Source organism: Yoonia sp. (genome assembly GCF_017854565.1).
GTDB lineage: Bacteria > Pseudomonadota > Alphaproteobacteria > Rhodobacterales > Rhodobacteraceae > Yoonia.
In genome coordinates this window covers 26,125-50,386 of the sequence record NZ_JAFMHJ010000007.1, presented here as the reverse complement: position 1 = coordinate 50,386, position 24,262 = coordinate 26,125, and the positions used below count along the sequence as shown (strand labels likewise).

General features: G+C 60.2%; 26 protein-coding genes. 13 read left to right on the top strand and 13 right to left on the bottom strand.

Annotation, left to right across the window (positions count from 1 at the left end; all coding sequences use genetic code 11):
- Positions 1–4 precede the first annotated feature (4 nt).
- The 11 genes from QZ196_RS04965 to QZ196_RS04915 all read right to left on the bottom strand — a co-directional run bounded on the left by QZ196_RS04965 (position 5) and on the right by QZ196_RS04915 (position 9,375).
- On the bottom strand, positions 5–901 hold the full coding sequence (locus tag QZ196_RS04965; RefSeq protein ID WP_296424512.1) for a FoF1 ATP synthase subunit gamma: 897 nt from the start codon (positions 899–901) through the stop codon (positions 5–7).
- The gene (locus QZ196_RS04960; RefSeq protein ID WP_296424511.1) at positions 901–2,424 is read right to left on the bottom strand and encodes a F0F1 ATP synthase subunit alpha; all 1,524 of its coding nucleotides are present in this window, start codon (positions 2,422–2,424) and stop codon (positions 901–903) included. Before QZ196_RS04960 ends, QZ196_RS04965 begins: the two co-directional genes overlap by 1 nt.
- Positions 2,414–3,184 (bottom strand): F0F1 ATP synthase subunit B, encoded by a 771-nt coding sequence (locus tag QZ196_RS04955; RefSeq protein ID WP_296424509.1) that lies wholly within the window; start codon positions 3,182–3,184, stop codon positions 2,414–2,416. Before QZ196_RS04955 ends, QZ196_RS04960 begins: the two co-directional genes overlap by 11 nt.
- 2 nt (positions 3,185–3,186) lie before the next feature.
- Positions 3,187–3,474: a F0F1 ATP synthase subunit C gene (locus QZ196_RS04950; RefSeq protein ID WP_296424507.1), complete on the bottom strand. Its 288-nt coding sequence runs from the start codon at positions 3,472–3,474 to the stop codon at positions 3,187–3,189.
- Positions 3,471–4,166: a F0F1 ATP synthase subunit A gene (locus QZ196_RS04945; protein ID WP_296424504.1), complete on the bottom strand. Its 696-nt coding sequence runs from the start codon at positions 4,164–4,166 to the stop codon at positions 3,471–3,473. The genes QZ196_RS04950 and QZ196_RS04945 overlap by 4 nt, the downstream gene beginning before the upstream one ends.
- Positions 4,163–4,462 carry an ATP synthase subunit AtpR gene (locus QZ196_RS04940; RefSeq protein ID WP_296424502.1) on the bottom strand — a complete coding sequence of 100 codons (300 nt, stop codon included), beginning with the start codon at positions 4,460–4,462 and terminating at the stop codon, positions 4,163–4,165. Before QZ196_RS04940 ends, QZ196_RS04945 begins: the two co-directional genes overlap by 4 nt.
- Positions 4,459–4,746, bottom strand: a complete 288-nt coding sequence (locus QZ196_RS04935) for an AtpZ/AtpI family protein (protein ID WP_296424500.1) — start codon at positions 4,744–4,746, stop codon at positions 4,459–4,461. The genes QZ196_RS04940 and QZ196_RS04935 overlap by 4 nt, the downstream gene beginning before the upstream one ends.
- Positions 4,743–5,153 carry an ATPase gene (locus QZ196_RS04930; protein ID WP_296424497.1) on the bottom strand — a complete coding sequence of 137 codons (411 nt, stop codon included), beginning with the start codon at positions 5,151–5,153 and terminating at the stop codon, positions 4,743–4,745. The genes QZ196_RS04935 and QZ196_RS04930 overlap by 4 nt, the downstream gene beginning before the upstream one ends.
- A complete protein-coding gene (gene atpD, locus QZ196_RS04925; RefSeq protein WP_296424495.1) occupies positions 5,150–6,544 on the bottom strand; it encodes a F0F1 ATP synthase subunit beta in 1,395 nt (464 codons plus the stop codon). Before atpD ends, QZ196_RS04930 begins: the two co-directional genes overlap by 4 nt.
- Before the next feature lie 130 nt (positions 6,545–6,674).
- Positions 6,675–8,495 carry an alpha/beta fold hydrolase gene (locus tag QZ196_RS04920; RefSeq protein WP_296424493.1) on the bottom strand — a complete coding sequence of 607 codons (1,821 nt, stop codon included), beginning with the start codon at positions 8,493–8,495 and terminating at the stop codon, positions 6,675–6,677.
- A 172-nt stretch (positions 8,496–8,667) separates the two neighbouring features.
- The gene (locus QZ196_RS04915; RefSeq protein WP_296424492.1) at positions 8,668–9,375 is read right to left on the bottom strand and encodes a GntR family transcriptional regulator; all 708 of its coding nucleotides are present in this window, start codon (positions 9,373–9,375) and stop codon (positions 8,668–8,670) included.
- A gap of 239 nt (positions 9,376–9,614) precedes the next feature.
- Between QZ196_RS04915 and QZ196_RS04910 the strand changes: the two genes are divergently transcribed.
- The 11 genes from QZ196_RS04910 (at position 9,615) to QZ196_RS04860 (ending at position 19,240) form a co-directional block, all read left to right on the top strand.
- A complete protein-coding gene (locus QZ196_RS04910; protein ID WP_296424588.1) occupies positions 9,615–10,592 on the top strand; it encodes an ABC transporter ATP-binding protein in 978 nt (325 codons plus the stop codon).
- A 31-nt stretch (positions 10,593–10,623) separates the two neighbouring features.
- Complete coding sequence (locus tag QZ196_RS04905; protein WP_296424490.1) at positions 10,624–11,892, top strand: PotD/PotF family extracellular solute-binding protein; 1,269 nt, start codon at positions 10,624–10,626, stop codon at positions 11,890–11,892.
- 65 nt (positions 11,893–11,957) lie between these two features.
- Positions 11,958–12,821, top strand: coding sequence for an ABC transporter permease (locus QZ196_RS04900; protein WP_296424488.1), 864 nt, complete (start codon positions 11,958–11,960; stop codon positions 12,819–12,821).
- Between the two features lies 1 nt (position 12,822).
- Complete coding sequence (locus QZ196_RS04895) at positions 12,823–13,662, top strand: ABC transporter permease (RefSeq protein WP_296424486.1); 840 nt, start codon at positions 12,823–12,825, stop codon at positions 13,660–13,662.
- Positions 13,659–14,294, top strand: a complete 636-nt coding sequence (locus tag QZ196_RS04890; RefSeq protein ID WP_296424485.1) for an aspartate/glutamate racemase family protein — start codon at positions 13,659–13,661, stop codon at positions 14,292–14,294. The genes QZ196_RS04895 and QZ196_RS04890 overlap by 4 nt, the downstream gene beginning before the upstream one ends.
- The gene (locus QZ196_RS04885; RefSeq protein WP_296424483.1) at positions 14,291–14,707 is read left to right on the top strand and encodes a nuclear transport factor 2 family protein; all 417 of its coding nucleotides are present in this window, start codon (positions 14,291–14,293) and stop codon (positions 14,705–14,707) included. The genes QZ196_RS04890 and QZ196_RS04885 overlap by 4 nt, the downstream gene beginning before the upstream one ends.
- Positions 14,704–15,585, top strand: coding sequence for a polysaccharide deacetylase family protein (locus tag QZ196_RS04880; protein ID WP_296424481.1), 882 nt, complete (start codon positions 14,704–14,706; stop codon positions 15,583–15,585). The genes QZ196_RS04885 and QZ196_RS04880 overlap by 4 nt, the downstream gene beginning before the upstream one ends.
- A gap of 19 nt (positions 15,586–15,604) precedes the next feature.
- Positions 15,605–17,062 (top strand): dihydropyrimidinase, encoded by a 1,458-nt coding sequence (gene hydA / locus QZ196_RS04875; protein WP_296424479.1) that lies wholly within the window; start codon positions 15,605–15,607, stop codon positions 17,060–17,062.
- A gap of 21 nt (positions 17,063–17,083) precedes the next feature.
- A complete protein-coding gene (locus QZ196_RS04870) occupies positions 17,084–17,986 on the top strand; it encodes a polysaccharide deacetylase (RefSeq protein ID WP_296424477.1) in 903 nt (300 codons plus the stop codon).
- Positions 17,986–18,282 carry a hypothetical protein gene (locus tag QZ196_RS04865; RefSeq protein ID WP_296424475.1) on the top strand — a complete coding sequence of 99 codons (297 nt, stop codon included), beginning with the start codon at positions 17,986–17,988 and terminating at the stop codon, positions 18,280–18,282. Before QZ196_RS04870 ends, QZ196_RS04865 begins: the two co-directional genes overlap by 1 nt.
- On the top strand, positions 18,275–19,240 hold the full coding sequence (locus tag QZ196_RS04860) for a CobW family GTP-binding protein (RefSeq protein ID WP_296424473.1): 966 nt from the start codon (positions 18,275–18,277) through the stop codon (positions 19,238–19,240). The genes QZ196_RS04865 and QZ196_RS04860 overlap by 8 nt, the downstream gene beginning before the upstream one ends.
- Here QZ196_RS04860 and QZ196_RS04855 read toward each other — a convergent pair.
- Positions 19,237–20,142, bottom strand: coding sequence for a hydrogen peroxide-inducible genes activator (locus tag QZ196_RS04855; protein WP_296424471.1), 906 nt, complete (start codon positions 20,140–20,142; stop codon positions 19,237–19,239). The genes QZ196_RS04860 and QZ196_RS04855 overlap by 4 nt on opposite strands.
- A gap of 250 nt (positions 20,143–20,392) precedes the next feature.
- On the opposite strand from QZ196_RS04855, the gene katG reads away from it, so the two are divergent.
- Positions 20,393–22,579, top strand: a complete 2,187-nt coding sequence (gene katG / locus QZ196_RS04850) for a catalase/peroxidase HPI (protein ID WP_296424470.1) — start codon at positions 20,393–20,395, stop codon at positions 22,577–22,579.
- Positions 22,580–22,903: 324 nt separating this feature from the next.
- The gene (locus QZ196_RS04845; protein ID WP_296424467.1) at positions 22,904–23,119 is read left to right on the top strand and encodes a hypothetical protein; all 216 of its coding nucleotides are present in this window, start codon (positions 22,904–22,906) and stop codon (positions 23,117–23,119) included.
- 52 nt (positions 23,120–23,171) lie between these two features.
- On the opposite strand, the gene QZ196_RS04840 is transcribed toward QZ196_RS04845, so the two are convergent.
- Complete coding sequence (locus QZ196_RS04840; protein WP_296424465.1) at positions 23,172–24,260, bottom strand: Gfo/Idh/MocA family oxidoreductase; 1,089 nt, start codon at positions 24,258–24,260, stop codon at positions 23,172–23,174.
- Positions 24,261–24,262 lie beyond the last annotated feature (2 nt).

Here is a 24,262-nt window from a genome sequence, read left to right as displayed (position 1 = left end):
CAGCCTACGACGGGCGATCTTTTTTCTTTTTGAATGCCTCGAATCCGATAATGACATCCATCAGCTCGCTGGTAATCTCACTCTGCCGCATCGTGCGCATATCTGCCACCAGTTCTTCAAGCCGGTCATCAACCGATTTCTCGGCCTGCTGCATCAACGCAAGTCGCGCTGCGTTTTCAGTCGCCAAGGCGTCGGCAGCCGCGCGAAAAATGCTTGCAAACAGATGGTTGCGGATGATCTCCCTGAGCAGATCATCAGGTGCCATGGAGAAAAATGGCCGACTGCGCGATTGCCATGGCGCGTGCGCAAGTTTGCCAATCAGCTCCGGATCAAGCGGCAACAGCACCCTGACCTGTGGTTTTTGTGAATTGGGGGTTTCACGGGCAAAATAAGCAAGCGAAATAGCCATTTCACGCGGGTTCATCGCCTGTCTGATATCGTCCAGATGCCGCGTCAGAAGATTGGCAAGCCGCTCAATCCCATCAACGGACGCGGGTGGAAAAAATGTGCTTTTTGCCGCGATCCCCTCATCCGACAGCGCGTGGGCCATCTGCGCCCCAACACACAGAACGCTGGTGTCTTCGTCCGCCCTGCTTTGAAGATATTGCGCAACATGGGTCGCCAGCGCCTCGTTGTAGTTCCCGCACAGGCCGTGGTCAGACCCGAAAACAACCAGCACCCGCGTCGCGACATTTGCCCCCGACATGTCAAGCGGACCATAGCGGGCCAGAAACGCCTGAAGACCCAGCAGAATGGTGTCGTGATAGGCTTCGATCCCGCGCGCGGCGTGGTCATAGGGTGCGGCATTGATCGCCGAAAGGGTTTTCATCGTGTGAACGATGCTGCGAATACCTTGCATGCTGGCCGTCCGGCGCGACAGTGCTTCAAGCGTCTGCGCCATCACGACCCTCCTTCGGCCTTGCGCGCCTGTTCGCCAAGCGCGACCATCCGGCTGCGGTCGTCATCGCTGAGCGGTGCGTCCTGCGAAATCCGTTTGGCAATATCACCAAGGTCTTTCGCTGCTGCCGCGCGCAGACGCGTCATGACCTGTGACGACTGCAGGTCACTCAACCCATCGAGCTTCCCGTCTATCGCGGCGACCAAAACCGCCAACTGCTCAATAGCGGGCATTGGATCGCGTTCCGCTTGCCGCAGCGCCGACCGGACAGCGGCACCGCGTGTCAAACGCGCCCGCGTCTCATCATCCAACCGCGTGCCGAACCGGGCGAAATCCTCCAGTTCCTCAAACTGCGACAACATCACCCGCAAGTTCCCGGCCACGGCGCGAAATGCCCGGCTTTGCGCCTTCCCCCCCACCCGCGACACGGAAACCCCCAGATCAACTGCCGGAAACTGGTTTTTCCGCACCAACCGTGGCGAAAGATAGATTTGCCCATCGGTGATAGAAATCAGGTTCGTCGGAATATATGCAGACAGGTTTTCGGCCTGCGTCTCGACGACCGGCAGAACCGTGATCGACCCGCCGCCCGCCGCTTTGGTGAATTGCCCTGCCCGTTCCAGCAGTCGCGCATGAATATAGAAGATATCGCCGGGAAATGCCTCTCGGCCCGGTGGGCGACGCAGCAAGAGCGATAACTCGCGGTACGATCGCGCGTGGTGTGTCAGATCATCCATCACCACCAGAACATCTTTGGACTGGTCCGAAAAAAACGTGGCCATCGTCATCGCCGCATAGGGCGCGACATATGCCAGACCGGCAGCGTCCTCGTCCCCCGCAAAGATGACGATCGTGCGCTCCATCATGCCACCGGCACGGATCGCACCAATCGCCTTTGCAACCGCATCACCGCGCTGGCCAATGGCACAGTAGATACAGATCACATCGGTGTTCTTTTGGTTGATAATGGCATCCACCGCCAACGATGTCTTGCCGGTCTGCCGGTCCCCGATGATCAGCTCGCGCTGTCCCAACCCCACAGGCACCGCCGCATCAATCGCCTTGATCCCTGTGGCCAGAGGCCGTGTGATGGCCTCGCGATCCAGAATTTTCGGGGCTTCCGCCTCGACCGGTCGCACCGCCTGCGCGTTGATCGGGCCCTTGCCGTCGCGCGGCGCGCCAAGCGCATCCACGACACGACCCAGTAGCCCCGGACCTACCTTCGTCCCGACCACTTTGTGCGACCTAACGACGCTGTCGCCAACACCAATGCGGTCCGAAGGTCCCAACAGAACAACACCCAGACGCCCCGGCTCAACGTCAAGCACGATACCTTGCACGCCGCCTGAAAACTGTAGCACCTCTTCCGACAACGCGCGCTGCAAGCCGGTGACAACGGCGATACCGTCCCCCACCTCGGCCACCTTGCCGATTTCGCTTAGTCGCGGCGCAGGCGACGGGCTTGCCAGTAACGCGTCCAAAACCACGTTCGGCGCAGGTGCCGTCATCCTCGTTTCAGTGTACATGCGACGGCACCTTGGCGTCCGGTATCACTGCGAACTGCTCCTCCATCAGCGCATCCAGACCCTCGATATAGGTGTCCACAGTCCACGAAAGCTGCGCGCCGCCGATGCGCACGATAACCCCCGGTGCCTGATCGGCATCCGTTTCAAACCGCAATGACGCCTTGGGAAAAACCGCCCCGAGCTGTGCTGTCATTTCATCTTGTGCCGTTTTTGACAAAGCATCATGACTGACGATAACGGCCTCGGGGCCATCTCCCGCCGCACGCTGCAGGTCTGGTTTCATCGACGCGATTTTCTCGCACAAATGATGCGCGATCCGAGACTCCAAACTCTCATCTGCCAAATCAGTCAACGCCTTACGGGTCAAAGCTAACAACGCGCCCGCGCCAGCACGGTGCAGCTTGGCGGTATATTTGCGCGTTTCTTCTTCAAGATGGGCCTGCCAATCGGCGCGCTCCTGCTCCAGCCGCTCGTGCGTTTCAGCCAACAATGCATCGCGCTGCTTTTCTGCCTTGTGGCGCATCTCATCGGTCATTTCCGATTGTTCGAAATGCAAGGCCGCCAACTGGTCATGATACTCCGACTGTGCCGCTTCGGCCTTGGCCTTTGTTTGCGCGGCTTCTTTCATCCGCTCGCTGATCTCGGCCTCACGGGCATCAATGCCGTCCAGAATGGGACGGTACAGAAACCGTTTCAATAGCCAGACCAGAACCAGAAAATTGGCCAGCTGGGCGGCGACGGTGATCCAGTCGATTGACACAGCTACCCGCCCGCAGCCTGTGCGGCCGCCAGCGCCGCGTTCCAGAATGGATTGGCGAAAAGCAGGATCATTGCGACCACGAAACAATAGATCGCCGTGGATTCAATCATCGCAAGGCTCACAAACAATGTCCGCGAAATCGTCGGTGCGGCGTCTGGTTGCTGCGCAATCGCATTCAGCGCGGTGGACGCGGCACGCCCTTCGCCAAGGGCAGGCCCCAATGCGCCAAATGACACGGTGAATCCTGCGGTAAAGATTGATATGGCCGCAATAATGGCAAGTTCTGTCATTGTGTTTCCTCTTCGGGCTGGGCAGGTTTTGTGGCGGCTGTCGCGCTGGAAATATAGACCGTCGCCAAGATCGCAAAGATATACGCCTGGATTAATCCCGTCAGCAGACCCAGCACGTCCATGATAACGGGAAAGAAAAACGGCGCGACACTCAGCAAGATTGCTGCAATGACGCCGCCGCTCATGATATTGCCGTAAAGCCGGATCGCAAGCGAGATACCGCGCGAAAACTCCGAGATGACATTAAACGGCAGCATGACAAAAGACGGCTCCAGATAGGTTTTCAGGTATCCAACGACCCCCCGGCTACCGATCCCAAACAACGGCACAGCCACCAAGACCGACAGGGCCAATGCTGTCGTCGTTGACAGCGATGCCGTCGGCGGCTGAAAGCCCGGAACAACCATCAAAAGGTTGGACGTGGCGATAAAAAGAAACAGCGTCCCCGAAAAATACAGCAACTGGCGTGCGGGACGCCGGGTGATTTCATGTATCTGCCCCTGAATCCCCAAAACGATCACCTCCAACGTGGTGCGCCAACGGCTTGGCGGCACATCAGGGCGCAAATTGTGGGTGATCAGCATTGATGCAACCGTCAGCAACGCCATGACAACCCAGGTAAAAACAACCGTCGCATTGACCGATATGCCCCAAGCGACGAAAACGATGATCTGATCAGGCGTCAGCGTCATGGCGTGCCACCGGCGCCCAACCCAGCCCTGACAAACGTTGTGGCGACAAGCCGGATGATGAAAAACGCCGTGCCATACGCAACCAATGCCCACGGCCCCGCCTGCCAGACGATGGCCCAGCCGACGCCCAGCAGCGCCATGATCCGCAGCCCCGCACTGACCAACAACACGCCCATCGGCTGGGCCGCGCCCAGCGCCAGACGCATCCCAAGGGCAAGTCCTTTGAAAAAGGCCGCACTGACGACGGCACCGATCCCAAGCCCCAGCATCACCGCATTCCAGTCAACCGACATCATTCGTCCCGCCCCTCCTTGCCAACCCACATGCCGGCGATGAACGCGCCCAACACCACGCCCCCAAGGATCAGCGCGATGGTCCATGAAAAGCGTTGCGGCGCCACCCGATCCAGCCAAAGCCCCAGAAATGCGCCGCCCACCGTCGGCACGGCAATCGACCAGCCGATCATGCCAAAGGTGCCTATGCCCCGCAGCGGACTGGGTCCGGGATGATCGCGCGCGGCTTTTTTCCGTCTGGCATGCTGGACGATATCGTCGGCGGGTTTGTCGGGTTTGATCGTCATGGCTGCGGCTCTCGCAGCTCGGCAAAGCGCCGGACGATATTGGCCTCAAGCCGCGACAAAGCAGAGCGCGCGCGCCGCTCGTCCTCATCCATCTCGATAAAACTGTCCTGCACTGTCTGCTGCAACGTGCCCAGATCATCGCCATGAACGCCACGCAGCACGGCCACAGCAACATGATGCCCCTTCTTGACCAAAAGCCCCTCATCAAGACCAAAGATTTCCTCGGAGCCATCCGCCAGCCCCAGTGTCATGACCGACGGGACAATCGCGGTGACAAAATCAATGTGGTTGGGCATGATCCCAAAGGCGCCATTTTTTGCCACGGCATTGATGCGTATCACGCGCCCGTCATACAACACCTTGGTTGGCAGCCGCAGTGTCACGTGCATATCGGTGGCCATAGTCATACGGCATCCTCCAGATCATGCAGATCGCCGATCATGTAATAGGCACTTTCCGGCAGGTCGAACCGGGTCTGCCCAAGGATCGTCTCGCAGCCATCCAGCGTATCGGCGACCGGCACCAGCTTGCCATCCGTTCCCGTGAAAGAGCTTGTTGTGAAAAACGGCTGGGTCAAAAACCGCTCCAAACGCCGTGCGCGTGCCACCGTCGCGCGATCTGCACCCGACAGCTCTTCAAGGCCCAGCATTGCGATGATGTCGCGCAGTTCCTCATATTCCGCCAACGTGCGGCGAACCGCGCGCGCAATATCATAATGCCGCTGCCCCACCACCGATGCCGACAGCATAACCGACGCCGACGCCAGCGGATCAACCGCCGGATAAAGCCCCTCACTCGCCCGTTTGCGCGACAGCACCACCGAGGCCGACAAATGCGAAAAAATATGCGCAGCAGCGGGATCGGTAAAGTCATCGGCGGGTACATACACCGCCTGGATCGACGTGATCGCCCCGCGCCGTGTCGACGAAATACGTTCCTGCAGTTGGGCAAGCTCGGTCGCAAGTGTCGGCTGATACCCCACACGTGACGGCATCCGCCCCATCAGCCCCGACACCTCCGCCCCGGCCTGCACAAACCTGAAAATATTGTCGATCAAAAGCAGGACATCCTGCCCCTTATCGTCCCGGAAATATTCGGCCATGGTCAGTGCTGTGTTGCCGATCAAAAACCGCACGCCGGGCGGTTCGTTCATCTGGCCAAACAACATCACCGTCTTGTCGCGCACCCCGGCCTCGCCCATCTCGCGGTACAGCTCCTCCGCCTCGCGGGACCGCTCGCCGATCCCGCAAAACAGGCTGACACCCTTGTGATGCTGCACCGTGTTGTTGATCAGCTCGGTGATCAGCACGGTCTTGCCAACCCCCGCCCCACCGAACAGCCCCGTTTTCCCGCCCCGCTCAATCGGCGACAACAAATCAATCGCCTTTATCCCGGTTTCAAGTATTTCCGAGCGCGTGACACGATCACTCAGCTTGGGCGGTGCCTGATGTACGGACCGCATTTCGGCGCTTGCAGGTGCCGGGCGCCCGTCCATCGGGGCACCGAATACATTCAGCATGCGCCCCAACACAGCATCACCCACAGGCACCATAATCGGCCCTCCTGTCGCCTTGACCGACATACCCACCCCAAGACCACGCACCGGCGCCAATGCCATAGCCCGCACCAGCCCACCACCAATCAGCGCCGCCACCTCCAACGCGACACCCCCGACATACAGCAAGTCATGAATATGCGGCATCGGCCCGTCGAACATCACATCCACCACACCGCCCCGAATGGCCGCGATCTGCCCATCGGTCGATGTGTCCGTTTGGGATGCTTGCCGGGTGCTCATAGCGTCTTGGGTCTCCATGACTGCGATCGGGTGTGGCCCTGCAAACATGCGCGTCTTTCGAGTGATGGAAATGCCACAAGCTGCGTGCTGCGGATTGACCGAACGCAATCTTTTGCCAGCGTGGCCATGGTCATGTCTGATGCACATAGGTGCCCGGTGCGGGGATGATCACCGCATGGTCCTGCCCCGGTGCGCAGGCGGCTGGCGCGGATCGTTCGCCACTGCTTTGATCGTCCAGCCAGTCCTTCCATTCCGGCCACCATGACCCCGATATTGCCGCGCGCTGTGCCAGCCAGGCATCCGGCCCCACATAAAGCGCGCCCTGCGAGCGGTGCGACATCCGGAAATGACGCCCCGATTTGCCCGGCTCGTTGACGATCCCGCCGTTGTGGCCCCCGCTGGTCAACACAAACGTAAGGTCACAGTCGGTGAACAACTGGGTCTTATAAACCGACCGCCACGGCGCAATGTGATCGTCCTCGGTGGCGATCACAAACATCGGTGCCGCGATATCCTTCATCGCTATCACCCGCCCCTCAACGGCAAAACGCCCCGCCGACAGACGGTTTTCCAAAAACAGGCCACGCAGATATTGCGCATGCATCCGGGCGGGCATGCGGGTCGTGTCCGCCACCCAAACGCCCATATCCGTCGGCAGATCCTCTTTCCCAAGAAAATACCGGCGCACGGCCCGCGAATAGATCAGGTCTTCGGACCTGATGGTCGAAAAGGCCCGCGCCATCTGTGGCCGATCAAGATAGCCCTGATCCCACATCATGTCCTCGAGAAAGGCCACCTGACTTTCGTCCAGAAACAAAAGCAACTCTCCGGCTTCGGCAAAATCGACCTGTGCGGCCATCAACGTGATCGTGGCCAGCCGGTCATCACCTCCGCGCGCCATCGTCGCCGCCGCAATCGCCAACATCGTGCCGCCCAGACAATAGCCGACAGCATGAACCTTTTGATCCGGCACGATGGCATTGATCATATCAAGCGCCGCCATCACGCCACGCTGCCGATAATCTTCCAGCGACAATGCGGCCTGCTCCGCCGTGGGGTTGCACCATGAAATCATGAATACAGTGAACCCCTGCCCCACAAGGTAATTCACCATCGAGTTATGCGGCGACAAATCAAGGATATAGTATTTCATGATCCACGCCGGCACGATCAGGATCGGTTCGGACCGCACATTTTCGGTCTGTGGCGCGTATTGGATCAATTCGCACAGATCATTGCGAAACACGACCTGACCGGGCGTACAGGCCAAATCCTTGCCAATCTGATAGCCCTCCGGCGGCGCCTCATGCGCCTGCGACACCGTTTTCATGAAATCATGGGCGAAATTGGCAGCACCGTCGCGCAGGTTCTGACCGCCGGTCGCGACCGTCTCATTGATGATCTCGGGGTTCAGCCATGGGAAATTCGACGGCGACACCAGATCCAGCGTCTGTCGCGCCATAAAACGGGTGCGGTCCGCATCATCGGGCTGCAACCCCCGCAGGCGATCAGTTGCAAGGTCCCACCAGTCCTGCATCGCCAGAAAGCCCAGTTTCCACATCTCGAACGGGGCCTCGTTCCAGCCCTCACTGTCAAAGCGGTGATCATAGCCTTTGGGGGCAAAGGGCGGTTGCCCATCGTGTTTTGTGTCCGCCACATAGGTCATAAGCTTCAGCGCGCTGCGTTGCGCATGTTCAATGAGCTCTAGCTGACGACCCGGCGATTGGGCCATGTGATGCGCCCAGTCGGTCCAGGCTTCAACAAATGCGTGGGTCGCGACGCCGCCGCTCAACCGCGCAGCCGCCGCACGCACCCCCCGGTCAAGGTTCTGGTGCGGATGCTCTGGACGGCTCTGTCGACCGGGCGCGACAACAACCGGGACCAGCGCATGCGCGGTCGCTCTCTTCCCAGCGACCGATTTGGTCTTGGGTCTTGCTGTTCTCTTACTCATTTCAGCCCCTTCGCCAGCCACTGATGGCAGCGATTCCCGCGTTGCATCGCAAAGAACGCCCGGCCGGCAACATGGTTACGGTGTGATGATGGGCCAAACGCAGGCGCGGTACTTTGACCTAGGACAATTGGGACCAAACTTTTTCGCGCCCGTGCCGGACCCCGGTCCGATGTCAGCGCAGGATGTCCTTCAGCGTCGCGCCCGTGGGGGCCGCGTGATGCAGATCCAACGTCGAATGCAGGTCCACAAGGTGGCTGCGCATCAGTTCCTCGGCCCTTTGACCATCATTGTCCGCGATGGCCTGCACAAGCGAATGATGCGCATGGCTTTCACATAGCGCGCTCTCGCGGCGCCAATATAGCGCGATAATCAACGATGATCGGGCAATCAGCGTCTCGATAAACCCTGCGATCGTGGCCTGATTGGCAATGCGCGCGATCTCGATATGAAAGCGACCGGACAAAAACAGCGCCCGCCCACGGTCTTTGACGGCAATCGCGGCATGTTCATTTGCGATATGCGTGCGCAGGATATCCACGTCGGCAGGCGTCGCATGCAACGCCGCAGAACGGGCCGTGCGCGGTTCAAGCAGTTCGCGCGCCTCGAACACTTCGCGCGCCTCGTGGGGGCTGGGCTGCGCCACGAAAGCCCCGCGATTGCGCCGAATTTCGACAAGCTGGCCATGGGCCAACGACTGCAACGCGGCACGCACGATCGTGCGCGACACCCCATAGATCTCAGCCAGGTCATCTTCGCCCAGTTTGGTTCCCGGCGCGAGCCGGTGTTCATGGATCGCAAGCGACACCGCATCAGCCACAGTCTGGACGCGGGCGGGCCGGTGTGCCGCGTCAATCGTGGCAATATCAGGTTTGTTTGTCATGACGATCCTCGCCTGTTGCTGATGTCAGACACAGGTGCATTGAACAAGAGATCCTTGATTGTGCGCGCCTCGTCTTCTGATTGTATACAATATTGCGCCCAATTCTTGAGCGCAGCATCCGGCAAACGATCAAAATCACGACATACCCAAGACTCAGCCCCATTAATATTCCATCAACCTTTGCCCGCGCGCCCCTTCCTGCTGCCTGAATGAGACAACACAGGAGAAACATCAGCGTGATCTTACAAGACCTGGAACTGGTTTCTGTCACCAAGAGGTACGGCACGACCGTCGCCGTTGATGCGGTCAGCCATCACTTCAAATCGGCAAGCTACACCTGCCTGCTCGGGCCGTCGGGCTGTGGCAAATCATCCACCCTGCGGATGATCGCCGGGCACGAAAGCGTCAGTGACGGGTCCATCCTGCTGGCTGGGCGCGACATATCCCACCTGCCCCCCGCCAAACGCGGCACCGCCATGATGTTCCAAAGCTATGCCCTGTTTCCGCATCTCAGCGTGCGCGACAACGTGGCCTTCAGCCTGAAGATGAAAGGCATCGACAAACCCGAGCGCTATGGCAAAGCCGGCGAAATGCTCGAACTGGTCGACCTGTCCGCCCTTGCCGACCGGCTGCCCGATCAGCTTTCGGGCGGGCAACAGCAACGCGTGGCACTGGCGCGTGCCTTGATCACCCGCCCTCAGGTTCTGCTGCTGGACGAACCGCTTTCAGCGCTCGACCCGTTCCTGCGCATCCGCATGCGGGCCGAATTGCGCAAACTGCAAAAAGAGCTGCAGATCAGCTTTGTCCACGTCACCCATGGCCAGGACGAAGCATTGGCGCTGGCCGACGAGGTCGTGGTGATGAACAACGCGGTGATCGAACAGGCAGGCCCCGCCCGCACGGTGTTCAACGCCCCCAAAACCCGCTTTGTCGCGCAATTCATGGGCGGGCATAACGTGATCGCGCTGCCCGAAGGTCATTTTGCCATCCGCACAGATGCCGTCACGACGACCGCACCGGACCAAGGCACCGTTGCCGCCGATATTCTCGCCATCGAATATCAGGGCACCCATGTTTCCGTCCTGACAAAAATCGCCGGAGATCAAGAAGTGACAGCGCTGATCGCTGACGCTGATTTCTTTGCCCACCCGCACAACCCCGGCGACCGGATCGGTCTGACCTGGGACGCAAACAGCCTTCACCCTCTGACCGCGTAAAAGCGGCATTTCCACCGACAAGGAGAGATCAATGACACGATACACGAAACGAAATGGCCTCAGCCGCCGCACGCTGCTGAAAACCGGCATTGCGACCGCCGCGACCGCATTGGCCGCACCCATGGTGTGGGCGCAGTCCAACATCGTGCTGCGTCAGGCCGGCACCGGGGTGTCCGCCTTTAATGAAATCGCGGCAAAGGCGTTTGACGATCTGGGCATCACCCTCGAGATGACAGCCCTCGACAGTGACGCAGTCACCCAGCGTGTGGCGACCCAGCCCAACAGCTTTGACATTGCCGACATTGAATATTGGATCTGCAAAAAGGTGTGGCCAACCGGCAACCTGCAGGCCATGGATACCAGCCGCATCGCCAACTACGACAAGATCGCCGGCACCTTCCTGTCCGGCAAGCTGACCCCGGAAAGCAATATCGCCCAAGGCACCGCACCGCACACCGTCGGCTTTACATCGGGCGCAAACGGCACCGATTTCGTGCAGGAACAATCCGGCTGGATGACCTTGATCCCCACGATCTACAACGCCGACACCTTGGGCATCCGCCCCGATCTGATCGGTCGTCCGATCACGAATTGGTCCGAACTGCTGAACCCCGAATTCAAAGGCAAGGCGTCGATCCTCGACATCTCGTCAATCGGGATCATGGACATGGCGATGGTCGTGGAATCCATGGGCGAATACACCTACCCCGACAAAGGCAATATGACCCGCGAAGAAATTGACCTGACCCTTGCCATCTTTACCGAAGCCAAGAAAAACGGCCAGTTCCGCGCCTTCTGGAAATCGTTTGACGAAAGCGTGAACCTGATGGCATCGGGCGAGGTTGTCATCCAATCCATGTGGTCGCCCGCCATTGCCGCCGTCCGCAGCCAGGGTATTCCCTGTGTCTACCAGCCGCTCGAAGAAGGCTACCGGTCATGGGGTGGCGGCATGGGTCTGGCAGCTGGCCTTGATGGGGCCAAACTGGATGCGGCCTATGAATACATCAACTGGTACCTGTCCGGCTGGGCCGGCGGATTCTTGATGCGTCAGGGCTACTATTCCGCCGTTCCCGAAACCTCCAAGGACTTCATGTCCGACGACGAATGGGGTTTCTGGTTCGAAGGCAAGGCCTCGCAGGGGGACATCGTCAGCCCACAGGGCACCATCATGGAAGGCGCCGGCGCTGTTCGCGATGGCGGATCATTCTACGACCGTATGGGTGCCGTGGCCTGCTGGAATTCCGTCATGGACGAAAACCAGTACATGGTCCGCAAGTGGAACGAATTCGTCGCAGCCTGATGCAATCTGCCGTGGGGCGCCGTGATGGCGCCCCACCATTCCCGCAACACTTCCCCCGGACCCTCATGCAAAAACTGCGCTCCCAAAATGGCCTCATGGGCTGGCTGATGGTGTCACCTCTTGCGGTGGTCCTGCTTATCTTTCTGGTGCTGCCGATCATCATGATCGCCGTCGTCAGTTTCTGGCGGGCAACCGAATTTTCAATCATCCCCGCCTTCGAACTTGAGAACTACACATTTTTATTCAGCTCACCAGTGACTTACACGGTGTTCCTCAACACGTTCAAATATGCGTTGCTGACGTGGATGTTCACATGCGTGATCGGTTTCACGGTGGCCTACTATCTTGCGTTTCATATCCGGACACTGACGTGGCAGGTCGCGCTTTTCTTGCTTTGCACCATTCCCTTCTGGACCTCCAACATCATCCGCATGATCTCGTGGATCCCGTTCCTGGGGCGCAACGGGATCGCCAATTCCACCCTCATTTCGTGGGGGGTGATCGACGAACCCCTGGACTGGCTGCTGTTCAGCGACTTTTCCGTCGTGCTGGCCTTTGTGCATCTTTACACGCTGTTCATGGTCGTGCCGATCTTCAACACGATGATGCGGATCGACAAATCCCTGATCGAGGCGGCGCGCGACGGCGGTGCCAACGGTGCGCAAATCCTGTGGAATGTGATCATCCCGCTGACCAAACCCGGCATCATGATCGGCACCATCTTTGTGGTCACTTTGGTGATGGGCGATTTCTTTACGGTGCGCATCATGTCGGGCAGTCAATCGGCCAACGTCGGTCGCCTGATCTCGAACGATATCGCCCTGCTGCAATACCCCTCTGCTTCGGCGACGGCCATTGTGCTGCTGCTCACGGTGCTGCTGGTAATCGGCATCCTGCTGCGGTTCGTCGATATCCGAAAGGAGCTATAGGATGGAACCCCGTCCCCGTTCATTTTACGTGCTGACCGCGTTCTTTGCGCTGTTCTTACTGTTTCTCTACGGTCCGACCCTGACCATCGCTGTGCTGTCGTTTCAGGGCCCCGGCGGCGGGCTGACATTCCCGATGCGCGGCGTGTCGCTGTATTGGTTCCATGACCTGTTCGAACAACAAGCCGTCGGCGACATCTGGGGCAGCTTCCGCCGCAGCCTTGTGCTGGGTATGATGGTCATGGTCACCACGGTGGTCGTATCGGTCATGGGCGGGCTGGCCTTTCGCAAGAAATTCCCCGGTGCAAACATCCTGTTTTACCTGATCATCACCTCGCTGGTGATCCCGTCGATCCTGATTTCGCTGGGCGTCGGCCTGATGTTTTCCCAAGCCGGGATCGCCGTCCACTGGGCCACGTCGGGCTTTGGCTCACAACTGACATGGACGCTGCCGTTTGGCTTGCTGATCATGTTTGCCGTCTTCAACCGCTTTGACAAAAGCTACGAGGAAGCCGCCCGCGACCAAGGTGCCACGTCATGGCAAACCCTGCGCCATGTCGTGCTGCCGATCATCGCGCCCTCGCTGATCGGGGTGGCGCTTTTCGGCTTCACGCTCAGCTATGATGAATTTGCACGGACCCTGCTGACCTCGGGCAGCAAAAACACCCTGCCGCTGGAAATCTACGGCATGACCACCAACGTCACCTCGCCCGTGCTCTATGCGCTTGGCACACTGACGACCGTATTTTCGCTGCTGATCATCGGCATCTTCCTGTGTGTCGCACTCTGGACCACGCGCCGCAAAGCCAAGGCCGGATCGGACGCGGGCAAGGGCATGTTATGATCATCATCATCAACCCCAACAGCACCGCGTCAATGACCGACGCGATGGTGCAAACCGCGCGCGATGCCTGCCCGGGCGTGGCCATAACCGGCTGGACATCCCACGACGGCCCGCCCGCAATTCAAGGGCCCGCTGATGGCATCGCCTGCGTGCCGCCGCTGCTGAAACTGGTCGCGCAGGCATCGCACCAAGGCGCGCGCGTCATCATTATCGGCTGTTTCGATGACACCGGGCTGGATGCCGCCCGCGCCATGGCGACCTGCCCTGTCATTGGCATCGGCCAAGCGGCCTACCATCTGGCCGCACTCGCCGGAGCGCGCTTTTCGGTGGTGACGACGCTCGACGTGTCGATCCCCGTTTTGCACGAAAACATTCAGGCCTACGGGCTTGCGCGCAGCCTTGGCCGGGTCCGCGCCAGCGGCGTGCCGGTGCTGGCGTTGGACACCGATGCGGACACCGCCAACGCCCGGATCATCGCTGAAATCAAACGCGCCGTCGCCGAAGACAATGTGCAAACTGTGGTGCTGGGATGCGCGGGCATGACGCATATCCCCGCCGCTGCCGGCCCCCGGATCGGCGTCCGCCTGATCGACGGGGTGCGCGCCGCCGTCCAGATAGGTGCAATCTTATGACGGACCAAATCTCCGACGCCTGCACCATCGTCGCGGCATATCTGGAACGCTCCATGGTGCCGGACCCTGCCGGGGCAGCGGCCTATGTCGGGCCTAATTTCCAGATCACCTTTACCGGGGGGCGACATATGACCGCCCCCGCCGATACCGCCGCGTTCAACGCCCAGCGCTACAAATGGGTGAAAAAGAGGTTTTTGCGTACCGATGCGGCCCTTGATGCGACCACAGGCGATATTCACATCTATAACACCGGCCATCTTTATGGCGAATGGCCAGATGGCACACCGTTTGAAACCAACCGTTATATCGACACCTTTGTCGTGCGCGATGGCAAAATCATCAGCACGCAGGTCTGGAACGACAGCGCCGAAATCCTGCTGGACCGGGCCGGTCTGGCCGAGACGCCCCTATGACCCTGCCCCACCACGATCGCTACGCCTATGTGCCGATCCACGCACGGCCCGATTTTGACTGGCCAACCGGCAAAAGGCTCGCGGTTTATCTGGGCGTGAACCTTGAACACTTTGCCTTCGGGGCCGGTTTGGGTGCCGAACTGGCCCCCGGCGGGCCGCAGCCCGACATCCTGAACTATGCGTGGCGCGACTATGGCAATCGCGTGGGCGCGTGGCGGTTGCTTGATCTGCTGGATGATCTGGACCTGCCCGCAACGGTGCTGGCCAACAGCGCCATGTACGATCATGCGCCCACCCTGATGCAAGCCCACCATGCCCGCGGCGATGAAATCGCAGGCCACGGGCGCACCAATTCCGAACGCCAAAGCACGATGGATGAAACCACCGAGCAGGCCATGATCGCCCACGCGACCGCGACACTCACCAGCGCCCGGGGCACCGCACCCAAAGGCTGGCTCAGCCCTTGGATCGCCGAAAGCCGCGTCACCCCTGATCTGCTGCAAGAAGCGGGATATGCCTATACGCTGAACTGGTGCATGGACGATCAACCGGTGTGGATGCGCACTCGGTCCGGCCCGCTTCTGGCGGTGCCCTACCCTCAGGAAATCAACGACATCCCCGCCATCATCGCGCGCAAGGACAGTGCCGCGGATTTCGCAGATATGATCATCGACACCTTTGACGAAATGCTGGCGCAATCGGCAGCGCAGCCTTTGGTCATGGGCATCGCCCTGCATCCCTATATCATCGGCCAGCCCGGACGTCTGCGTCAGTTGCGGCGTGCGCTGACCCATATCACCGGCCAACGCGACGCCATCTGGCTGACTCAGGCCCGGCACATTGCCGCAGCCTATACCACCCGCACCCCAGCGCCATGAACGTCCAAAGGAGAACCCCATGTCTTGCGTTATCAAAGGCGGTACAATCGTCGCCGCAGACCGCACCTATGTCGCCGATATTCTGATCGCAGGTGAAACGATCACTGCGATTGGCCCCGACCTGTCGGGCGATACCGTCATCGATGCCTCCGGATGTTTCGTGATGCCCGGCGGGATCGACCCGCACACGCATCTTGAAATGCCCTTTATGGGCACAACCACCGCCGAAACATGGGAAAGCGGCACATTTGCCGCGGCCTCGGGCGGGACCACGATGGTGGTCGATCACATCATCCCCGGTGCCGACGGCATGCTGACCGCGCTTGACCAATGGCACGACCGGGCCGCGCGTCAGGCTTCATGCGATTATGGGTTCCACATGGCTGTCACCGGATGGTCGGAACAGATATTCAACGACATGGCCGTCGTGGTGGATCGCGGCGTCAACACGTTCAAACACTTCATGGCCTACAAGGGCGCGTTGATGGTGAATGACGACGAAATGTTCGCGTCCTTCACCCGCGCAGGCGCGCTGGGGGCCTTTCCGCTGGTCCACGCCGAAAACGGCGACCTGATCGCCAGCCTCCAAGATCGCCTGATGGCCGCAGGCAACACCGGACCCGAGGCGCACGCCTATTCCCGCCCCGCATCCGTCGAGGGCGAAGCCGCCAACCGCGCCATTACCATCGCCGATGCCGCAGGTGTGCCGCTTTACGTCGTGCATACCTCAAGCGAAGATGCCCACGAGGCGATCCGCCGCGCTCGCCAAAAAGGCCAGCGGGTCTGGGGTGAACCCCTGATTCAGCACCTTTTGCTGGACGAAAGCGCATATGCGCACCCCAGTTGGGACCATGCCGCACAACGCGTCATGTCACCGCCGTTTCGCAACAAACACCACCAAGACGGGCTTTGGGCAGGTCTTGCTGCGGGATCACTGCACGTGGTCGCAACCGACCACTGCGCCTTTACCACCGCGCAAAAGCGGATGGGCGTCGGCGACTTTACCAAAATCCCCAACGGCACTGGCGGCCTCGAGGATCGGCTATCGCTTTTGTGGACGTTCGGCGTCGCCACGGGTCGGCTGACGATGAATGAATTTGTCGCCGTCACCTCGACCAATATCGCGCAAATCCTGAACATCTATCCCCGCAAAGGGGCGATCCTTGTGGGGTCTGACGCCGATCTGGTGGTCTGGGACCCCGACGCCAGCAAGACGATTAGCGCCAAGACCCAGAAATCTGCAATTGATTACAATGTTTTCGAAGGGTTCGACGTCACCGGCCTGCCCCGCTTTACCCTGTCGCGCGGCACGGTCGTCTGGGACGCAGGCACCCCGCGTCAGCCGCAGCCCGGCCACGGCACTTACATCAAACGCACGCCATTCCCCCCCATCAGTCAGGCGCTTTCGGTATGGAAAGAACTGGTCGCGCCGCGCCCCGTCGCACGGGACCCCAAACACATGCCCATCGGCGTCTGACGCCCATCAAAAGGACCCAAAATGACTAAGAAAATTATGTGCGCCTTTGGCACCGACATCGATTCCGTCGCGGGTTGGATCGGCTCTTATGGCGGCGGCGACAGCCCCTCTGACATCCAGCGCGGCATATTCGCCACCGAGGTAGGCATCCCCCGCCTTTTGCGGATGTTCAAGAAATACGACATGCAAACCAGCTTTTTCATCCCCGGCCACAGCCTCGAGACGTTCCCAAAGGAAATGCAGATGATCGTCGATGCAGGTCACGAGGTGGGCGCACACGGCTATATGCACGAAAACCCCGTCGCCATGACCCCGACCCAAGAAGAAGACGTGCTGGTCAAATCCATCGCACTGATCGAAAAACTGACCGGCAAGACCCCCAGAGGGTACGTCGCCCCGTGGTGGGAAATGTCGAACGCCACCGCCGCTTTGCTGCAAAAATATGGCTTTTCCTACGATCACAGCCAAGGCTACCGCGACTTTCAGCCCTTCTATGCCCGTGTGGGCGATGAATGGAACCTGATCGACTACACCAAAACCGCCGCCGACTGGATGCACCCGCTCAAGCATGGCCATGAAATCGACCTCGTTGATATCGCCGCCAATTGGTACGTCGATGACCTGCCGCCGATGATGTTCATGAAAAAGGCGCCCAACAGCCATGGCTTCGTCAATCCGCGCGACATCGAACAGATGTGGCGCGATCAGTTCGACTGGGTCTACCGCGAGATGGATTATGCGGTCTTTGCCTTTACGATCCACCCCGATGTGTCCGGTCGCCCACAGGTCCTGCTGATGCTGGAGCGGCTGATCGAATACATCAATGGCCACGAAGGCTGTGAATGGATGACGTTTGACGCCATCGCAGATGATTTCCGGGCGCGCTATCCTTTTGCGGATGCCGCACGGCCTGCAGTCATCTGATGTGCGCCAGTTGCGGCTTTCCTGCAGCCCCCGGCCACTGGACCGAAGCCGGGGCGGCAACCGCGCCGGATCGCATCCGCGAACGCTTTCGTAGGGCGCAGATCCTACGGCGCGTCCTCAAAGGCACGGGGCTGACCGTCCACGACGGTGGTCTGGTGCCCGGCATCCAACTGTCCACGCTCACCGGCGCGCAAACCATCGTCCCCCATCTCGAACAGCTCTGGATCGAGGCCGAGCGGATGACCGGCACCCCCTTTGATCCGCTTGATCCCAAATTTCTGACCAGCGATGTCTAAGGTGCCCGATGGCCGCATCCGCCTGACCATCCTGGGCGGCTACCTCGGGTCCGGCAAAACCACATGGCTGCGCCATCAGTTGCATGAGAAACGCTTTGGCCGGGTGCATGTGATCGTGAACGAAGCCGCCGAAATTCCCGTCGACGATGCCCTGCTGGGGGCGGCGGACGGGCTGACCGTTCTGGCGGGCGGATGTGTGTGTTGCGCGGCTCAGGACAGCCTGCGCCGCACATTGCGCCAACTCTGTGACGACCGCAGCAAAATCAGCGATCCGTCCAGCCGGATTGCGCGGATCGTGCTGGAAACCAGCGGGCTGGCAGATCCCGCCGCCATCGCGACCATGATCCAGACCGACCCCATGCTTGTCCGGCAGATCGTTATCGCCCAGATTATCGTCGCCGCCGACGCGCTGCATATCATCGCCCAACTGCGCCACGAACGGCTGGGCCGCGCGCAGATCGAGGCCGCAGATGACATCGTCCTGACCAAAACCGATGCCGCCCGGCACGATGATCTGTCACGGCTGGTGGCGACGCTCCGGTCGCTCAACCCCGGTGCGACGCTCACCGCGACCGCATTTGGATCACAGGTTGCGCTACCGCCACCCGCGCCGGACGTACCACCGCTGCCCGTGCCGGACCTGTCCGGTGCGGACCCAAGACCGATTATTCCCTGTCGCCTTGATCTGGGCGCCGTGCCCGACTGGACCGCCTTCACCGTCTGGCTATCGGCGCTCCTGCATGTCCACGGGGTGCGAATCATGCGCGTCAAAGGCGTGGTTGTGACGCCCGCAGGCAGGCTCTTGCTGCAAACCGTCCGCAAGACCGTGCAATCACCCGAAGTTCTGCCCGACCGCGCCACCGCCACCGACACCGACAATCAAATCGTGCTGATCGGGCGTGGGCTTCATCCCCCGGACCTGCGGCAGTCCCTGTGCCACTTTACCACATCCCCCTAGGGCAACTTGCGCAAATCAGCACCCGCTTGGCGCACGACCTCTGACAATTCCAACAATTGCGCCGATAGCGGGTTGGTTTTGCGCCAGATCATCCCGACCGTTCGCGATGGCCGGGGTCGGTTGAACCGCACCACACAGACCGGCGCGGACCGGGTTTCAACACGCACCGCCATCTCGGGGATCAACGTCACGCCAATGCCCGCACCCACCATCTGCACCAACGTCGCCAAGGATGACCCATCCAACCCCTCACGCGGCACCGCCCCGCCAAAATTGCAGAACGACAGCGCCTGATCCCGAAAACAATGCCCTTCCTCCAGCAACAACAGCCGCATCGCGCGCAGGCTGTCGCGGCTCGGCACCGGCTTGCCCGCGTCGGCATCCGGCCGCACCAGCACGAAATTTTCATCAAACAGCGCCACTTCGGTAAACGCAGGCTCAGACAGCGGCAACGCGACAACCGCCGTATCAATCCGCCCGTCGGACAGTTCCTGAATCAGGCGCGGCGTGACCGTTTCGCGCACATGAATATCAAGATCGGGATGGCTTTGATGCAAGGCGCCGATGATCGTGGGCAACAGATAGGGCGCGATCGTCGGGATCACCCCGATGCGCAACCGCCCCGTCAGCCGCCCCCGTGCGGCGCGGGCCAGATCACCCAGTTCATCCACCGACTGCACAATCCCGCGGACCCGCAACGCAAATTCCGCACCAAAGGCCGTCAGACGCACCTGCCGGGCCGTCCGCTCGAACAATATCATGCCCAGCGCGGTTTCCAGTTCCTTGATCTGCACCGACAGCGCGGGTTGCGAAATCGCACATGCATCCGCCGCATGCCCGAAATGCCCATACCGGACAAGCGCCTGGAAATAACGCAACTGCTTGAAGGTCAGATTTAGCATAGTTAAAAGTTATCGCAGCCATTAGTAAATGCAACTTAAAACTATCACAAGACTTTGCTATGTTTCGCGCAGAAACGCAAAGTGTCGGCCAATATCACATCAACCATGCCTGATTTCGCCCCCCGCGCAACGCTGGCGCGACAGGACCAATTTTGCTAAACGCCGGACAGCACACGGATAGTCACGCAACAAATCACGGTCCCGGATGCGGACCAGCGCCCTTAAAAACCACTCAAGATCGGAGACTACTATGGACGGAAGTAACACAGGTAAATGCCCGGTAATGCACGGCGCCGTGCAAGCAGGCGGTCGTTCAAACCGCGACTGGTGGCCGAATCAGCTCAACCTCAGGATCCTGCACCAGAACGGCCCGCAGTCGAACCCGATGGACCCTGATTTCAACTATGCCGCGGCCTTTAACGCGCTCGACATGGACGCGCTGAAAAAAGATCTGACCGCGCTGATGACCGACAGTCAGGATTGGTGGCCCGCTGACTACGGCCACTACGGTCCCTTCTTTATCCGCATGGCGTGGCACAGCGCCGGCACCTACCGCACCGCCGACGGGCGCGGCGGATCGGGCGCGGGCACACAGCGTTTTGCCCCGCTCAACAGCTGGCCCGATAACGGCAATCTGGACAAGGCGCGCCGCTTGCTTTGGCCGATCAAGCAAAAATATGGCAGCGCCATCTCCTGGGCCGACCTGATGATCCTGACCGGCAACGTAGCGCTTGAAACGATGGGCTTCAAAACCTTCGGCTTTGGCGGCGGTCGTGAAGACGTCTGGGAACCCGAAGAAGACATCTATTGGGGCGAAGAAGCCGAATGGCTTGGCGATAAACGCTATTCGGGCGACCGTGAATTGGAAAACCCGCTTGCCGCCGTGCAGATGGGCCTGATCTACGTCAACCCCGAAGGGCCGAACGGCAACCCTGATCCACTCGCCGCAGCCCACGACATCCGCGAAACCTTTGCGCGCATGGCCATGAACGACGAAGAAACAGTGGCGCTTGTCGCGGGCGGTCACACCTTCGGCAAAACCCATGGCGCAGGCGACGCAAACCTCGTCGGGCCGGAACCAGAGGCGGCCCCGATCGAGGAACAGGGCCTTGGCTGGAAAAACGCCTATAAATCCGGCAAGGGCGTCGATACGATCACATCCGGCCTCGAAGGCGCATGGACCCCCACCCCGACCACCTGGGACATGTCCTATTTCGACGTCCTGTTCGGCTACGAATGGGAACTGACCCAAAGCCCCGCCAGCGCGAACCAATGGCAGGCAAGGAACCTTGCCGAAAAAGACCACGCGCCACAGGTTGACGGCTCTGGCCCGGTGCCGATCATGATGGCCACGACTGACCTGTCCATGCGTCAGGACCCCGCCTACCGCGCCATCTCGGAACGGTTCCACAAGAACCCCGATCAATTCGCCGATGCCTTTGCGCGCGCTTGGTACAAGCTGACCCACCGCGACATGGGGCCGGTTGCCCGCTACCTCGGCACCGATGTCCCCGCCGAAGAACTGCTGTGGCAGGACCCGATCCCCGCCGTTGATCACGCCTTGATCGACGCGCAGGATATTGCAGACCTCAAGGGCAAGATCCTTACCTCCGGCCTGTCGGTGTCGGAACTGGTCAGCACGGCCTGGGCCTCTGCGGCGACCTTCCGCGGCTCTGACAAACGCGGCGGTGCCAACGGTGCGCGCATCCGCCTGGCCCCGCAAAAAGACTGGGCAGTCAATCAGCCTGCGCAGCTGGCCAAGGTGCTGACCACGCTCGAAGGCATCCAATCCGCCTTCAACGCGGGCGCTGGCCACAAAAAAGTGTCCATGGCCGATCTGATCGTGCTGGGCGGTTCCGCTGCCATTGAAAAGGCCGCCGAAGACGCGGGTCAGGACATCGCGGTGCCCTTCGCACCCGGTCGTGCAGACGCCACCCAAGACCAGACCGATGTTGAATCATCGGCCGTTCTGGAACCTGTCGCTGACGGTTTCCGCAACTATCAGAAAACCGCCTATACAGTCACCGCCGAAGAAATGCTGCTCGACCGGGCGCAATTGCTGACGCTGACCGCACCGGAAATGACGGTGCTTGTCGGTGGTCTGCGGGTCCTTGGTGCCAATGCCGACGGCGGGCCACACGGCGTCTTTACCGACAAACCCGGCGCGCTGACCAACGACTTCTTCACCAACCTTCTGGATATGGGCACCACCTGGACGCCCCTTTCCGACGCCGCAGACATCTTTGAAGGCCGCGACAGCAGCACTGGTGCGGTGAAATGGACCGGCACCCGCGTTGATCTGGTCTTCGGGTCGCACTCGCAACTGCGCGCACTGGCCGAAGTTTACGCGACCGATGACGCACAGCCAGCCTTTGTGCGCAACTTCGTCGCGGCCTGGACCAAGGTGATGAACGCAGATCGTTTCGATCTGGCCTGATCGCCCCCCCATAGCTGCCCTTGCCAATCAGCAGGGGCCGCGACCAAACAAACGTCAAGCGGCGCGCAACCCGATTGCAGCGCCGCTTTTCACACCTGCGGCCCGGCGTTCCATCACCAGGCCGGACCATAAATCACCAGATAAACGCAACTTTGACCACGTAACTACGTAGAACCCTACGTAGTTTTACCTATCCCGCGCGCCGCCATTACTATGACCACCCCGGGCGCAGTTCGCGCTAACGTGAAGACAACATAAGTGAAACCTTGGGGGCTCTATCACATGTCACACGTAAAACGCACAATCGCACACACACTCACAGCCATGGCACTCTTTGCCGTGATGCCGGCAGTCGCCAGCGCAAACGAAATCGCGCTGACATTCAAGAATGGGTCCGTCACAATCCGTGGTGACTTTGTCGGCTTCCACAACAACGCATATCTGGTTGCGACGGCTGCGGGCCACATCAATGTCCCCGCCAAGCATATCACCTGCGAAGGCCAAGATTGCATCGTCATCTTGTCGTCCAACGCAAACTAACGTCCCTCCCGACGTGATGTGATCGGCGTGAGACCCTCCTCAGGTGCGCCGATCACATCTGAACGGCCTGCCCGGTCAACGCGCTGTGTTGTGCGGCCATGCCGATCGCAACCGCTTTGGCGCCATCGGCCACAGTGACCTCGACCACACCCTGGCCGCGCACCACCGCGTTAAAGCGTTGATGCTGATAGAATGTGGACCCGTTGTGGTCCCCCGCCGCCAACAGCGTCGAATCAACCGGAATTTCCGATACAAACGGCCCCTTGGGCGCACGTGGGCTGATGACGAGTTGCGGCACCGGCGCGTCGCCCAACAGCTTGGGCCAAAACCGCCCCGGCCCCGGCACAAAGGCCTCTATCTTGCCCTTTGGCCCCACCGCGCTGATCTCTTCTTGATAGCGCGCGCCTTCGGCGAACATGCATAATTCCAGCATCGCCCGCGCGCCATTGTCAAAATCCATAATGACATAGCCGTTGTCCCAAATATCCGGGGTCTGGCCGTCGTAACGCTCATCGACATGGTTCACCGATTGCCCGGCACTGGCCATGACGCGGACCGGCTCTGCGCACAGGATCAGCCGCATCAGATCGAAAAAGTGGCAACATTTTTCAACCAGCGTGCCGCCGGTTTTGGCGTTAAACCGGTTCCAGTCGCCGACCTTCGGCAAAAACGGAAAGCGGTGTTCGCGCACTGTCAGCATCTTCACGCCCCCCGTCGCGGCCTGCGCCTGCGCAATAAACGCGGCCACCGGCGGCATATAGCGGTACTCCATCGCGACCCAAACCGGATGCGGATAACCCGCGAACAGCGCCTCAATCTCTGGTGCATCCGCCGGATCGGTGTACAGCGGCTTTTCACATAAGATCGGCAGGGGCCGGGTCTGCACGATCTGGCGCAACTGCGGCACATGCAGATGGTTGGGGCTGACGATCACGACCGCATCCAGCGCCGCGAACGCCAGCAGTTCTTCCAGCGATCCCGCAACATGCGCGTCACCCGCCAATGTCGCTGCGGCCTCTGCCAACTCCGCCACCGGATCGTACACAACCGATACCCGGCCATGCGGCAGCAGATTGATATTCTGAATATGCTCGCGGGCCATCATCCCGCAGCCGATCAGCCCATAGTTTACAACGTCCAAAT